The organism is Sporotomaculum syntrophicum (genome assembly GCF_009932395.1).
Taxonomy (GTDB): Bacteria; Bacillota; Desulfotomaculia; order Desulfotomaculales; family Desulfallaceae; genus Sporotomaculum; species Sporotomaculum syntrophicum.
Genome location: NZ_LSRS01000009.1, coordinates 38,469 through 52,488 on the forward strand (window position 1 = coordinate 38,469; position 14,020 = coordinate 52,488).

Consider the following 14,020-nt stretch of genomic DNA (forward strand, 5'->3'; position numbering starts at 1 on the left):
GTAAAAAAATGTCTGGTTTGCATCAAAATTAGTTGGTTTTGCATTTGTAAATTAGTTGTCTCAGGTTTTTAAGCTAGATTTTTAAATTGAACATCTAGCGAAAAATCATTACAAATACTTTCACTAGTTAAATATTTTAAGGTATACTATTCTTGCAGGCAGATTTAGCACAATTATGTAAAGGGGGGTTGTTTATGCTTAAAAGAGTAAATTGTTTTAGACTTAAGTTTATACTGGTACTGGTGGCGGTTCTAGCGCTTATTGTTTTAGTACCGGCGGGTTGTGGGAATAACGGCTCTACAGATGGTAACCAGAATCCCAACTCATCACAGGGGGATAAGGGGAATAATTCAAACCAGACTGGCGATGGCAGCGACCAATCGGCTCAGAACCAGCAAAAAGTTACTCTTTACTTCAGTGATGAGCAGGCCATGTATTTATTACCTGAGGAAAGAACCGTCACCAAAGGACATGAATCACTGGAGGCGGCAGTTATTCAGGAGTTGATTAACGGTCCGGGGAAAGATAGTTTGGTGCGCACGATTCCTGAAGACACTAAACTGATCTCCATATCGGTGGTTAATGGGGTAGCTAATGTCAACTTTTCTAAGGAATTTCAAAGTAAACATTGGGGCGGTTCAGCGGGTGAAACTATGACTTTGTACTCAGTGGTTAATTCACTGTGCGAACTCCCTGGTATTGAAAAGGTGCAATTTTTATTGGAGGGTGAGAAGAAGGAAAGTATTTTAAACGGCAACATGGATACGACTGTGCCAATTGAACCTGATTATAACTTAATTGAAAATTAAAATAATTTTACTCAGTAAAAAACTGGGTATTATTTTATAGCATATAAATTTTTTATGAAGGGATACTAAAATCGTTAACTGGATATGATAATCCTTAAAAAATTTTTCTAGGAGGTGACGGTTTTGGCAGAAGGAACGGTAACAAATTTAATGACGTTGGAAAATACGCTTCCGGAATTAATGAGCAAAACTGCCGCCACCGGTATAGTGCCACAGGATTTACAGCCTTATGTGGCCCCTGCTCTTGAGGAGTTTAGAAATGAAATGGCCTCTGAATTGGGTATGCACGACTACTCTTATATAGACAAAGGGGAACTGCCCAGTCGCATGAATGGTAAAGTGGGTGGTGGAATGACTAAAAAAATGGTCTCCTTTGCCGAAGCGGTGCTGGCTTGGAATTATAAAAATCGTACTTTGCTGAATGAAACTGTAGATGCAAAGCCCGAAATGAACTGAATAATCAAAAAGATGCTGCCAAGGGAATTACCCTGCAGCATCTTTTTTGATGCTTAGGTGTGCCGGTAGTTACTTTCATGCAAGAAAAAAATATTATCACGTTTGAGGAGTACGTGAATAATTATGCGGGTCAATGAAAACCGGGTTTGAAGAGTAGCGGTGCAAATAATATAATTATTATGAAAGTTTAGTATTAGGAGGCGAAAATAATGAAAAAAGCCAAGGATATCATGACGGCTAATGTGATTACTGTAAACTCTAATGATGATGTAGATAAAATGGCGCGCTTATTGCTGGAGCACCGGATCAGCGGGTTACCGGTGGTGGATGATAACGGTAAATTAGTAGGTGTAGTTAGTGAGACAGACTTGGTTTTTCAGGAAAAACCAGTTAGAGCTCCATTTTATGTGGTACTATTCGACAGCCCCATTTATTTGGAAAACCCCAACCGGTTTATTCATGATGTCAAGCGTGCGGTTGCTCAAAAGGTAGGTGCCCTGATGTCAACCAAACTCTATACTGTTGGTCCTGACGCATCAATTGAAGATGTGGCCACAATCGTTACCGAAAAGGATGTTAACCGGGTGCCAGTAGTTGATAATGATGGTAAATTAATAGGAATCATTACCCGTCAGGATATCATAAAAGCAAGTTTTAAAGGTGAAGACCAGAAGTAAAGCGGGGTGCCTTAAAACTGCTTTTGTATTTGACGTCCTTTCATTTTTGTCTCCAGGGTTAAGTCAATAAGTGTCAATAAGTGGCTCAATATTATACAAGGCCAGGAAATTTTGCAGTTCGTCAATCACCTCGATTAATTCCACAGCCTTTGCTTCGGAATCGTATATCGCCCGCCCAAAGGCGTAAGCGCCTTCTCTTTCGGGACATTCTTTGCATGGTGGCAAAGCCTGTTTATTAAACCATCTTTTAGCTGTAGAATAGGGTGTATGAAAGCAGAACCGGTAGTCCTGGCAGCAGATGATAAATTCGTACAGACTGTAGTACTTATATTCTTTTATACATTTATTACATCCACCGGTTTTATCCAGGTATTCCAGGTAACTGAGACGTTGGTTGTTAGCTTTTGCCCGGCACTCAGGGCATAAAACGATTTTATTGGTCCCTTCAATTAAACTGATCTTGAGCCAATCAGTGCGCTGGTAATAGTTCTTGACCAGTGTATGCAGTACGGTCTCCTTTAAATCGTACAGGTAGGAACTGCCTGCTTTGGCGTAATGATTGAGATAGTAAAGGTAGTAGGCGGTTTTTAGTATTTCGTGTCGCTCTTGGGTCAGTTCATTTAACGAATTAAAAAATTGCTCCTTGCGATTAACCTTGTCGCGGTAGGATTGGTGTCTGTAAGCCCTTGCCCGGGCCATCCTGTTGCCGCCATGGTGATAGTTGTCATATCGTTCCCAGGCTTGTTTAATTCTGGGCATGGCAGGTATAAGAGTTTGAACCTGTGTACGGTTAAATAGCTGCATAACACCGTTTTTAAAACTTACCTGTTTTTTTACCTCGAGATAACCCTCTCTGGTCAGTCGTATAATATTAATGGGGTTAATGCCCAGTGTCTGGCTGATTTGGGCCGGATTGAGCAATTCTTGTTCATTTGATATGGACACAGCAATCCCTCCCATATACCACTGGTTTTATGCTCTATATTTACTTTATCATATATTTAAAGCATACTGTACAGGAAAGTATTGTTGGTATTAATTGTAGTTATTTACATGGCGGTGTTTGGTATGTTAGCCTTGTAAACAGGAGAACAAACATGTCTAATATATTATTAGAAGGTTGCAGTAGCATTTGCAAAATATATTCAGGCTACCATAAGATATACAGAAAATTGTTAGGGGGTTAATGTATGGCAATTTCGCTTAATGTTACTATTCGTTTAAAGTTGGTTAATAAGCCCGGCATGCTGGCTCAAGTGCTGGCCGTAATTGCCGCGGAGGGAGGCAATCTGGGTTCCATAGATGTGGTATCCGTTGAATCAGGTTATGTTATCAGAGAATTAATGGTTGGATTTTCTGAACGGAAAAACATGGCTAGATTGGTCGGCGCACTGGAAGAAATTCCAGGCGTAGAGGTGGAGCAGGTTGCTGATCGGGTATTTACCAAACACCTGGGTGGTAAAATGGAAATTAAAGCTCGAAGTGAAATCCTTGACCGTGAGGATTTAAGCACGGTATACACTCCGGGGGTGGCCCGCGCTTCCCAGGCTATTGCAGACGACCCTGAACTGGTTTACCAGCTGACTATTAAGGGTAATTCGGTGGCTATTGTTACCGATGGCACTGCTGTTTTAGGGCTGGGTGACATCGGTCCAGAAGCAGCCTTGCCGGTGATGGAGGGTAAAGCTTTATTATTTAAAAAGTTTGGTGGTATTGATGCGGTGCCTCTGTGTCTTAATGTACACAGCATAAAGGAAATTGTAGACACAGTGGTAGCCTGTGCGCCTACTTATGGAGGTATTAACCTGGAGGATATAGCCGCCCCCAAGTGTTTTTCTATTGAGGAAGAACTGGTCCGCCGGCTGGATATTCCGGTATTTCACGATGACCAGCACGGTACGGCTATTGTAGTGACAGCAGGTTTAATCAATGCGCTGCGGGTTGTGGGTAAAAGTATCGACCAGGTTAAAATAGTGATTAACGGCGCAGGTGCGGCTGGTGTGGCTGTAACTAAAATGCTTCTGGTGACGGGTGCACGTGATATAATAATCTGCGACCGCAATGGAGCCATTAGCCGGGACAATTTATCGGCAGTTGACTCAAAAAAATGGTTGGCCGAGCATACTAACAAGGGTTGCGTGCATGGCAGCTTGCCGGAGGTTATCGGAGGGGCCGACGTTTTTATCGGGGTTTCCGGTCCTGGTTTACTGCACCGGGAAGATATTTTGCGCATGGCGGAAAAACCGATTATCTTTGCCCTGGCTAACCCAGTGCCCGAGGTGGATCCTAACGAGATACAGGATATTGCTGGAGTTATTGCTACCGGGCGTTCTGATTTTCCCAATCAGATCAACAACGTTTTGGCTTTTCCCGGCGTTTTCCGGGGGGCGTTGGATTGCCATGCCCGTGTAATAAACGATGCCATGTGCCTGGCGGCGGCCCGTGTGCTGGCAGATCTGGTACCGGCCGAGCAGCTTTCCCCAGAATATATTATCCCTTCGGTTTTTCATGAAGGTGTTTGCCCGGCAGTCTCCCATGCAGTGCAGAAAGCAGCTAAAGAAACAGGCGTGTCCCGCAGATATCGTTTTGAGGAAAAGCAACAGGACAAGATACTTGTTTTTAACGCTGATTAACTTGGCTTAAACATTCGACAACAAAGAAATCAGCAGGCGTACCTGTCAGGTAGCACCTGCTGATTTTGATGGTATGAGTAAATTTGCCGTTAAACTAGATTGACCCAACGCACAAACGTTTAAATAAAAATTGCTACTGCGCAGAATAAAAAGCCAAAAAATATGACAGCTGGGATAATGTTATTGTTACTCCACTCTGAATAATCCATTCTGAAGTCTTCTTGTGCCGGTGCTCCATGTGCATCATGTGGATCCATAGTATTCCCTCCCCAAAATATTTTAATTGTTATTTTATTGTATAGAGCTTTAGTATTATTTTACATGGAGAGATGCATAACTTTCAATATAAAAATGGGTAATAAATATTGGCCATTATGGTAAAACCATAAAAATTTTAGATGCCTGCAACCCGTTTGCACTCTTTGCCAGATCCAAAAGTCTAGTCATTGCATGTTGTATACTACGCTGTTATTATATTTATAATAAGTGTTTATGTGTTTAGACCTGCTCAGGAGTTTATTATATCATCACCGGCTCGCGGAAAATGATATATTACATGTTAACGGGATAAGCATTTACTGAAGTGCATTTTGGGAGGTAGAACAGCTTTATGGTTGTGGGAGTAATAACCCTGGAATTGTCACTGGCTGGGGCAGAATCTTTGAAGGACAAAAGGAAGGTGTTAAAAAGCTTGCTCGAGAGGCTAAAGCACCGCTTTAATATATCAGTGGCGGAGGTAGGACGTCAGGATAATTGGAAATATTCCACCGTGGGTATAAGCTCAGTCAGTGGTGATTTTGCGCATATGCAAAACATGCTGGATTCGGTGATGCGTTTTGTAGAGAATCATGAGGGTGTGGAAGTGATCAGTATGGAACGGGAACTGCTTTAAGAATTTGTTAAATATGTATGACCACCTCTTACGGGGTGGTTATTTATATATCATACTAAATTAATCGTAGTGTTCGTAAATCCACAGCTGCAATTTCATTTTCACCACCGGCTCAACCTTTGTTGTATGGTTATATAAATTGATAATAATCACGAGGAATATTATTTAAGGCTGATTTTGGTAAAATTTAATTATACGCAGTGAAAAAAAATAGACATTGTTAAGACAGTAGTGGATACTTTTCATTAAGCAATCAGGTGGAAGTGATAGTTGAAATAGCAATATTTAAAATAATAATTAATTGATGTTACGTATTTTTTGTCGATTAGGTTAATGTTATCTGTTGCACAATAAAGTCATAAAGGTTATCTTTATAATGATAATATGTTTTCTAAAACATATTGTTACTGTTAGCCTGGTTCTGCCTGTTCTAGCGGTCCCAATTGTTGTTATTAGGGATACTGTATTAAATATGGTTTTTCTAAATACGAGAGGTCGCTTAGATAATGATAACTATTTTAATATATGAAAGGAGATTATATATATGTCCATAAACACTGAGGAAATTAGAACTGTTGTGCAGAACGCTGCCAAAGACGGTAAATTGAGTTGTACTGTAGCCAGAAAACTGGCTAGCGAGTTGGGCGTTGCACCTAAGGAAATTGGCCAGGCGGCAAATGAGCTAAAAATAAAGCTTTGCGGTTGTGAATTGGGCTGCTTTTAATTGACAGATAGTGCAGACAAATTTTTTGTTCATGTGGTAAAAATACAGTCCCTGGTCACGGCTATGCTTGGGACCGCTAGCCTGGGATGATGAGCGTTGGGAGGTAATTTTATGGGTGAACTGTTTCAGGCTCGGACGGTGTGGGAAGCCCGGGAATTGTTGGGGGAACATATCAAGGCGGATTACCCGGTTGAGCAAGTACCGTTACTGGAGGCAATGGGTCGTAGGCTAGCCCAGGACCTGACGGCTTTGGATGCAGTACCTGGTTTTACTCGCTCTACTGTGGACGGTTTTGCCGTGCGGGCACGGGATACATTTGGAGCTACGGAAAGCCTGCCTGCCTACCTTGATGTAACCGGTGAGGTGTTAATGGGGCAAGATGCTGCGGCTATAGGTGAAGTCGGGGTGGGGCAGGCCTGGCGTATGCCCACCGGTGGTATGCTGCCGCCCGGGGCTGATGCAGTCGTAATGGTTGAATATACTGAAGACTTAGATGAGCTGACCATAGGGGTAACCAGACCGGTAGCGCCGGGGGAGAATATTGTTTTGGCCGGTGAAGATATTGCTGCTGGGGCTGGGGTGCTATCCCGGGGACATTTACTCAGGCCTCAGGATCTGGGGTTGCTGGGAGCGGTGGGTGTGTCCAGTGTACCGGTGCTAGTGCCACCCAAGGTAGGCATCATTTCTACTGGTGACGAGTTGGTGGAAACCTGGGAGCAGCCCGGTCCAGGCCAGGTGCGGGATATTAATTCCTATGCTTTATATGGCCAGGCGGTGGCTGCTGGTGCCCAGCCTCACATTTATGGCATTGTACGTGATAATTTTAATTTGCTGTTGGATAGGCTCAAACAGGCGCTGGTGGAATGTGATATGGTACTGCTTTCTGGCGGTAGCTCGATTGGTACAAGAGATGTGGCTGCGCGGGCGCTGGATACCTTGGGCTCACCAGGGGTGCTATTCCATGGTATTTCAATTAAGCCCGGCAAACCAACAGTGGGGGCTGTGGTAGAGGGCAAGCCTGTAATTGGCTTGCCAGGTCATCCAGTCTCGGCAATGGTGGTGTTTGATTTGCTAGTCACGCCCCTTTTAAGGCACGGTGTTTATTTGGATGACCCGCTTGAATTCCCCGTGCGTGCTCGTTTGACTCGTAATATGCGTTCAGCTTCTGGGCGGGAGGACTACCTGCGAGTTCGTTTGTACCAAGAAAATGGCGAGCTGGTTGCTGACCCAGTGCTTGGTAAATCGGGGTTAATCAGTACAATGGTGCGGGCTACTGGTCTAGCTCGTATAGCCTCAGAAAAAGAAGGCGTCGAAGCCGGAGATTATATTGAGGTTAAGCTGTTTTAATGGATGGACTATATGGCGAACGGAGTGAAACCATGAAAAGGGATGTTTACTTGGATGACAAGCCGTTGGAAGAGGCGCTGGCGGAGTATCTTGATTATCTAGCCGGGCTTGGTGCACTATCGCCGGGGCCCAGTGAATTAATCGCAGTAGATGAAGCAGCAGCGGGCCGGGTGACCGCAAGCCCGGTGTATGCTCGGAATTCTTCACCCCATTATCATGCGTCAGCAGTGGACGGAGTGGCAGTGCAGGCATCGATTACCTTTGGCGCATCCGATGCTACGCCCAAAAGGCTAACCCTGGGTACACATATTGCTGTGGTGGACACCGGGGATCCCCTGCCGCCTGAATGTGATGCAGTAATTATGATTGAAGACGTACATTTTATTGATGAAAATGTATTTGAAATAACAAGCGGTGTAGTTCCCTGGCAGCATGTGCGTGTGATTGGCGAGGATGTGGTAGCTACAGAAATGATTGTACCTGCCAATCACCGGTTACGTCCCGTGGATCTTGGCGGCATACTGGCTGGTGGTTTAACGGAAATAGCTGTGCATCCCAGGCCACGGGTGGTTATTTTGCCCACCGGGACCGAGTTGGTGCAACCCGGAGTACCCCTTAAGCCCGGTGATATCATCGAATATAATACTCGGGTGCTGGGTGCTATGGTGGCTGAATGGGGCGGCATCCCTCAGCGTCAGGAGATTACTATCGACGATTATCAAGCACTAAAATCGCGGTTGCAAGAAGCGGTGGCTAACTTTGACATGGTACTGATTAATGCCGGTTCCTCAGCGGGAAGGGAGGACTTCACGGCTGAGCTGATTGGTGAACTGGGTCGTGTGCTCACCCATGGTGTTGCCATTAAGCCCGCTAAGCCTGTAATTTTAGGCGAAATTGCGGGTAAACCGGTGGTTGGTATACCCGGTTACTCGGTGTCTGCCGTGGTGGCTGCTGAGCAGTTCGTTCGTCCAATTATTTACAGCAAATTGGGCGCGGTGTCACCTGCCCGGGAAAAAGCCAGTGCTATTGTATCGCGTAAAATTGTATCGCCTATGGGTACCGAGGAATTTGTCCGGGTTAAAATGGGACAGGTAGGTGATAAAATAATCGCTACAGCTATTTCCCGGGGAGCCGGAGTGATTATGTCGCTGGTGCGGGCGGATGGTATGCTGCGGGTGCCCAGGCTTTCTGAGGGTTTTAATGCCGGGGAGTCTGTAACAGTGGAATTAATGCGCCCATTGCAGGAAATCCGGGAGACAACTGTGATTATTGGCAGTCACGACATCACTCTTGATGTGTTGGCCAATCACCTGCGCCAAAAGTATCCTGTTGCAACTCTTTCTTCGGCCAATGTTGGCAGCTTGGGCGGTTTAGGCGCCTTAAAACGAGGCGAGGCACACTGTGCCGGGATTCACTTATTGGACGAAAAAACCGGCGATTATAATGTGTCCTATATTAAGCGATTGCTGCCCGGCCAGCCTGTGGTCCTGGTTAATTTGGTTTACCGCGAGCAAGGCTTAATAGTGGCACCCGGCAATCCCCATAATATCCGTGGAGTAGAGGACCTGGCCGAGCGAGGTCTTAGTTACATAAACCGGCAGCGAGGCGCGGGCACGCGCATTTTGTTTGATTATAAAATAAAAGAAAATAATATTAACCCGGATGATATCAAGGGCTACGAGCATGAAGAATATACACATATGGCTGTGGCCGCGGCAGTAGCTTCGGGATCGGCCGCCGCCGGTATGGGCATTCGGGCAGCAGCTTTAGCCTTAGAACTGGATTTTGTGCCTGTCGTGGAGGAACGATACGATTTGTGTATCCCGGCTGCTTTCTATGACACACCGTATATTCAGCGTTTGCTAGAGGTAATGGCCGAGCCTGCCTTCCAAAGGGAAGTCGAAGCTTTGGGAGGCTACAACTTGCGTGATTGTGGGAAAATATTGTACGATAACCGGGTGTAAATGAGCATTTTGCTCCGGGGAAAGGCAAGCCTGTTACCGGCTACTGCTCGGATGCTTGTTGATCTCTTGAGAAGATAAATTTTAGGGGGATTAAGATATGTTCAAAGCGGCCATTTTAACCATGAGCGACAAAGGTTCAAGAGGCGAACGCGAGGACCGCAGCGTTGGGATAATCAAAGAATTAGTGGAGCAGCAGGGCTGGACTGTAGCAGATTATCGGGTTATCCCTGATGATTACGATGTTATTGTGGAAACATTAATTGAATTGGCCGACCGTGGTCGGTATGAACTTATATTAACTACCGGGGGAACTGGTTTTAGCCCGCGGGATAATACACCCGAGGCCACACGGGCAGTAATCCACCGTGAGGCACCTGGTATTGCGGAAGTTATGCGTTTGGAAAGCCTGAAAAAAACCAACCGGGCTATGCTTTCCCGGGCAGTAGCTGGCATCAGGCATAAATCACTCATTATTAATTTGCCCGGCAGCCCTAAAGGAGTGCGGGAATGCCTGGAAGCTATTTTACCGGCACTGCCCCATGGTCTTGATATACTTACCGGTCGGGCTACAGAATGCGGTAGTGATGAGTAGATCCAGACAAAAATTTTATTGGAAAATCTGTATAATATCATGAAAAATGTGGGAAAATATTTTTAGGAGTTTAAATTCATATAAATTGCATTGCAGTAATGCTGTAAAAAAATACACCAATCATTATATAGAAGGAGAAAGCTGGAGCAATATTTAAAAAATTGTCCTATTTATAATAAAAGAGGGTAATTTCTTGCTAAAAAATACTTGCTTTTGGCTGACTCGTTCTATATTATATTACTTAGGTATTAGCACTCGATAATGATGAGTGCTAACAATAATAAAACCGCTTAATACTTTTATCAAATTATATTAAGGAGGGGTTTTTGTGATAAGACCTTTAGGCGATCGAGTTGTTGTCAAGCCTATGCCAAGTGAGGAAGTAACTAAAAGCGGTATTGTGCTGCCGGATACAGCCAAAGAAAAACCTCAGCAAGGCGAAGTAGTGTCCGTAGGATCTGGCCGTCTGTTAGATAATGGCCAGCGCGTAGCTATTGATCTCAAGGTTGGGGACAAGGTGCTGTTCTCAAAGTATGCAGGCAATGATATTAAAATCGACGATGTTGAGTATTTGATTCTACGTGAAGCAGACGTTCTTGGCGTAATCGAGTAGTTTTTTAGCAGAGATTAATTTTTAGCAAAGCTTTTATTTAACCTGATTATATATACCTAATTGAAGGAGGTTATTGATAGTGCCAGGTAAAGAAATTATTTTCCAAGAGGATGCCCGCAAGGCACTGGAAAAGGGTGTAAACGCATTGGCTGATGCGGTTAAGGTTACCCTTGGCCCTAAAGGCCGCAATGTAGTGTTGGATAGAAAATTTGGTTCACCCATGATTACCAATGACGGTGTGACTATTGCCAGAGAAATTGAACTGGAAGATCCTTTTGAAAACATGGGTGCTCAGCTGGTTAAAGAAGTAGCTACTAAAACTAACGATGTTGCTGGTGACGGTACCACCACGGCCACTCTGCTGGCACAAGCATTTGTGCGGGAAGGTTTGAAAAACGTAGCAGCCGGCGCCAACCCCATGATTATTAAAAAGGGTATAGAGAAGGCTGTTGAGAAGGCTGTTGATGTTATTAAGGGTTCGGCTAAGACTGTGGAAACCAGGGCCGCCATTGCCCAGGTTGCTTCAATCTCTGCCAACGATGAATCCATCGGCACCATGGTAGCTGATGCTATGGAGAAAGTAGGTAAAGACGGAGTTATTACCGTTGAAGAATCAAAAGGTATCGGTACCACCCTGGAAGTTGTGGAAGGTATGAACTTTGATCGTGGTTATATTTCCCCGTACATGATCACCGATACTGATAAAATGGAAGCTAATTTGGATGATCCATATTTGCTAATAACCGACCGCAAAATCTCTGCTATAGCAGACATTCTGCCGGTTCTGGAAAAAGTGGTGCAAGCCGGCAAGTCAATGCTGCTAATCGCTGAAGATGTTGAGGGCGAAGCGCTGGCTACCCTGGTGCTGAACAAACTGCGCGGCACTTTCACCTGCGTAGCTGTCAAGGCTCCTGGCTTTGGTGATCGTCGCAAGGCTATCCTGCAGGACATCGCCATACTGACTGGCGGCACCGTAATTTCCGAAGAAGTTGGCTTAAAACTGGATAAAGCTGATATTACCATGCTGGGTCGTGCTTCCAAGGTCCGTGTTAAGAAAGAAGAAACAATTATTGTTGGTGGTATAGGCAGCGCTGACGAAATTACCGCCCGGATAGCTCAGATTAGAAAACAAATGGAAGAAACTACTTCAGATTTCGACCGGGAAAAACTGCAAGAGCGCTTGGCTAAATTAGCCGGTGGTGTGGCTGTTATCCAGGTGGGTGCAGCTACCGAAACTGAATTGAAGGAGAAAAAGCTGCGCCTCGAGGACGCCTTAAATGCAACTCGCGCAGCAGTCGAGGAAGGTATTGTTCCCGGCGGCGGCGTAGCCTATGTACAGGCTATTAGCGCTCTGGCAGATCTTAGCACTGATAACATGGATGAAAAAGTAGGTCTGGATATCGTGCGCCGGGCTCTGGAAGAACCCCTGCGGCAGATTGCCAATAACGCTGGTATGGAAGGTTCCGTGGTTGTGGAAAAAGTACGGGTTGCTGAACAAGGTGTGGGCTTTAATGCTCTTACCGGTGAATATGTCAACATGATCGATGCCGGTATTGTTGACCCCGCTAAGGTTGCTCGCTCTGCATTGCAGAACGCAGCCAGCATCGCGGCTATGATTTTGACTACTGAAACTCTTGTGGCAGATAAACCAGAAGATCCCAAGGCCATGGGCATGCCTCCTGGAATGGGCGGCGGCATGGGCGGCATGATGTAATATCTAAAACAAGAAGAGACCCTTGTTTGGGGTCTCTTCTTCTGTTCTACCCAAGTTTCATTGATATTTGAAGAAAGCCCTGCTTAAAAGCAGGGCTTTCTTGGGTAGGGTTGTAACAGGCAATATCAATTATTGCCTGTTTAGCTTCCAAGCACGGAAAGGATTTCTATAAATTGTTTCCTTTGATGCACATGAAGTATTGACCACCACAGAAAACTAAAGGCTTGGCCAAGCTATAATCAATTTTTCCCTGAGCGTCTAAAATATCTTCATTTACATGAACCGCTAAAATTTCACCAATGAATGCATCATGGCTGCCCAAAGAAACGACTTGCCTTACCTGGCACTCCAGGTTCACCGGACATTCTTTAATCAATGGGGCCTGTACGTTTGTAGCCGGCACAGGGGTAAGTCCAGTGTTCTGGAATTTATCCACATCGCGGCCTGAAACCTTTCCACAATAATTTAATTCTTTAGACTGCTCTGCTGATGGAATATTGATTACATATTGACCGGATTCCTTGATTAATTTGTGGGAATGCCTTGAGGTATGCACACTGACATATACCATCGGTGGTTCAGAGTTTATGGTACCTGTCCAGGCGATGGTGATTATGTCTGGTTGATACCCCTCCAGAACGGAGGTGACCAGTACTGCCGGTACAGGATACAGGGCTGTACTGGGACTTTTGCTAACTTTCATATTCATTTTCGCTCCTTATGATTTTATTTAGTATCTCTATGGTAGTCTGCGCTTAAAAAGCTTACCTATGCGGCTTTAATTGACAAGCTGTGCTGTCGGTGTTAAAGTAAAATAGTATTTGTAAAATTAAGGTTATTAATGTAGTCATGTAGATCTGGTATCCCTATTAATGATCAAATAGGTAGATAATCAGAATTGATAGATAGTTGTATTTTGCATGATAGCCAAATTTGTTTTTTTTATTAACTATAATGAGGTATTTTTGAATTGTCGTTCTCGGATAAGAAGACAGCTAGTTTTGCAGATTTTCAGCCTGCCCCTTTGGTTTGGACTTTTACTACGCCAAATGGCTGGGTGGGAGCTGCCCGCAGCGAAGTCGGTTTGATGGCGTTAACGTTGCCCCAGCCCAGTCTTGAAGAGTGTAACTGTAATTTAACCTGGCTGGGAATTAATAATGAGTTTCCGGTGGTACCACCGGAGCCCGGCCATGTACTATACGGGTTAGACCAAGCGCTGAACCGATATTTTAGCGGCGAAATGGTGAAGCTTGACTTCCCAGTTGATTGGTCCGTATTTACGCCTTTTCAGCAGCGGGTGCTGCAGGTGGTGCAGGGGATCCGTTACGGGGTGCTGCTTTCTTATGGGCAGGTTGCTGCCCTGGCTGGCTACCCCCGGGCCGCTCGGGCGGTGGGTGGTGCTCTGGGGGCAAACCGTATTTTGCTTGTGATACCCTGTCACAGGGTGATCCGCGGTGACGGAACTCTTGGTGGTTTTGGTTGTGGTCTTGCTTGGAAAGAGAGCCTCCTGACCATCGAGGGGCTGCACCCAGGCTCCAATGGTAGGTATACGTTTGCTTAGCATACTTTATTATCCAAACCGGTTAGAAAATTGTATAA

Annotated in this window: 15 protein-coding genes; 12 read left to right on the plus strand and 3 right to left on the minus strand. The window is 45.0% G+C overall.

Annotated features, from left to right (window positions below; genetic code table 11):
* Window positions 1–194: 194 nt before the first annotated feature.
* The 3 genes from SPSYN_RS14730 to SPSYN_RS14740 all read left to right on the plus strand — a co-directional run bounded on the left by SPSYN_RS14730 (window position 195) and on the right by SPSYN_RS14740 (window position 1,942).
* Entirely contained in the window at window positions 195–809 is a 615-nt protein-coding gene (locus SPSYN_RS14730; protein WP_161823254.1) for a GerMN domain-containing protein, read from the plus strand.
* 150 nt (window positions 810–959) lie between these two features.
* Window positions 960–1,265 carry an alpha/beta-type small acid-soluble spore protein gene (locus tag SPSYN_RS14735; RefSeq protein WP_161823296.1) on the plus strand — a complete coding sequence of 102 codons (306 nt, stop codon included), beginning with the start codon at window positions 960–962 and terminating at the stop codon, window positions 1,263–1,265.
* A gap of 209 nt (window positions 1,266–1,474) precedes the next feature.
* On the plus strand, window positions 1,475–1,942 hold the full coding sequence (locus tag SPSYN_RS14740; RefSeq protein WP_161823255.1) for a CBS domain-containing protein: 468 nt from the start codon (window positions 1,475–1,477) through the stop codon (window positions 1,940–1,942).
* Window positions 1,943–2,005: 63 nt separating this feature from the next.
* On the opposite strand, the gene SPSYN_RS14745 is transcribed toward SPSYN_RS14740, so the two are convergent.
* Complete coding sequence (locus SPSYN_RS14745) at window positions 2,006–2,887, minus strand: hypothetical protein (RefSeq protein WP_161823256.1); 882 nt, start codon at window positions 2,885–2,887, stop codon at window positions 2,006–2,008.
* A gap of 245 nt (window positions 2,888–3,132) precedes the next feature.
* Between SPSYN_RS14745 and SPSYN_RS14750 the strand changes: the two genes are divergently transcribed.
* Window positions 3,133–4,575, plus strand: coding sequence for an NAD-dependent malic enzyme (locus tag SPSYN_RS14750; RefSeq protein WP_161823257.1), 1,443 nt, complete (start codon window positions 3,133–3,135; stop codon window positions 4,573–4,575).
* 119 nt (window positions 4,576–4,694) lie between these two features.
* Here SPSYN_RS14750 and SPSYN_RS14755 read toward each other — a convergent pair whose 3' ends face one another.
* On the minus strand, window positions 4,695–4,832 hold the full coding sequence (locus tag SPSYN_RS14755; RefSeq protein WP_161823258.1) for a hypothetical protein: 138 nt from the start codon (window positions 4,830–4,832) through the stop codon (window positions 4,695–4,697).
* Window positions 4,833–5,185: 353 nt separating this feature from the next.
* Here SPSYN_RS14755 and SPSYN_RS14760 point away from each other — a divergent pair, with 353 nt between their 5' ends.
* The 7 genes from SPSYN_RS14760 (at window position 5,186) to groL (ending at window position 12,421) form a co-directional block, all read left to right on the plus strand.
* The gene (locus tag SPSYN_RS14760) at window positions 5,186–5,467 is read left to right on the plus strand and encodes a DUF503 domain-containing protein (RefSeq protein WP_161823259.1); all 282 of its coding nucleotides are present in this window, start codon (window positions 5,186–5,188) and stop codon (window positions 5,465–5,467) included.
* A 544-nt stretch (window positions 5,468–6,011) separates the two neighbouring features.
* A complete protein-coding gene (locus SPSYN_RS14765) occupies window positions 6,012–6,191 on the plus strand; it encodes a hypothetical protein (protein WP_161823260.1) in 180 nt (59 codons plus the stop codon).
* Between the two features lie 111 nt (window positions 6,192–6,302).
* Window positions 6,303–7,538 (plus strand): molybdopterin molybdotransferase MoeA, encoded by a 1,236-nt coding sequence (locus SPSYN_RS14770; protein WP_161823261.1) that lies wholly within the window; start codon window positions 6,303–6,305, stop codon window positions 7,536–7,538.
* Window positions 7,539–7,570: 32 nt separating this feature from the next.
* The gene (locus SPSYN_RS14775) at window positions 7,571–9,502 is read left to right on the plus strand and encodes a molybdopterin biosynthesis protein (protein WP_161823262.1); all 1,932 of its coding nucleotides are present in this window, start codon (window positions 7,571–7,573) and stop codon (window positions 9,500–9,502) included.
* Window positions 9,503–9,599: 97 nt separating this feature from the next.
* On the plus strand, window positions 9,600–10,094 hold the full coding sequence (locus SPSYN_RS14780) for a MogA/MoaB family molybdenum cofactor biosynthesis protein (RefSeq protein ID WP_161823263.1): 495 nt from the start codon (window positions 9,600–9,602) through the stop codon (window positions 10,092–10,094).
* 328 nt (window positions 10,095–10,422) lie between these two features.
* Entirely contained in the window at window positions 10,423–10,707 is a 285-nt protein-coding gene (gene groES / locus SPSYN_RS14785) for a co-chaperone GroES (protein WP_161823264.1), read from the plus strand.
* Between the two features lie 79 nt (window positions 10,708–10,786).
* Entirely contained in the window at window positions 10,787–12,421 is a 1,635-nt protein-coding gene (groL, locus tag SPSYN_RS14790; RefSeq protein WP_161823265.1) for a chaperonin GroEL, read from the plus strand.
* Between the two features lie 166 nt (window positions 12,422–12,587).
* On the opposite strand, the gene SPSYN_RS14795 is transcribed toward groL, so the two are convergent.
* The gene (locus SPSYN_RS14795) at window positions 12,588–13,124 is read right to left on the minus strand and encodes a flavin reductase family protein (RefSeq protein WP_161823266.1); all 537 of its coding nucleotides are present in this window, start codon (window positions 13,122–13,124) and stop codon (window positions 12,588–12,590) included.
* Window positions 13,125–13,391: 267 nt separating this feature from the next.
* Between SPSYN_RS14795 and SPSYN_RS16285 the strand changes: the two genes are divergently transcribed.
* Window positions 13,392–13,982: a methylated-DNA--[protein]-cysteine S-methyltransferase gene (locus SPSYN_RS16285; protein WP_279279332.1), complete on the plus strand. Its 591-nt coding sequence runs from the start codon at window positions 13,392–13,394 to the stop codon at window positions 13,980–13,982.
* The last annotated feature ends 38 nt before the right edge of the window (window positions 13,983–14,020 follow it).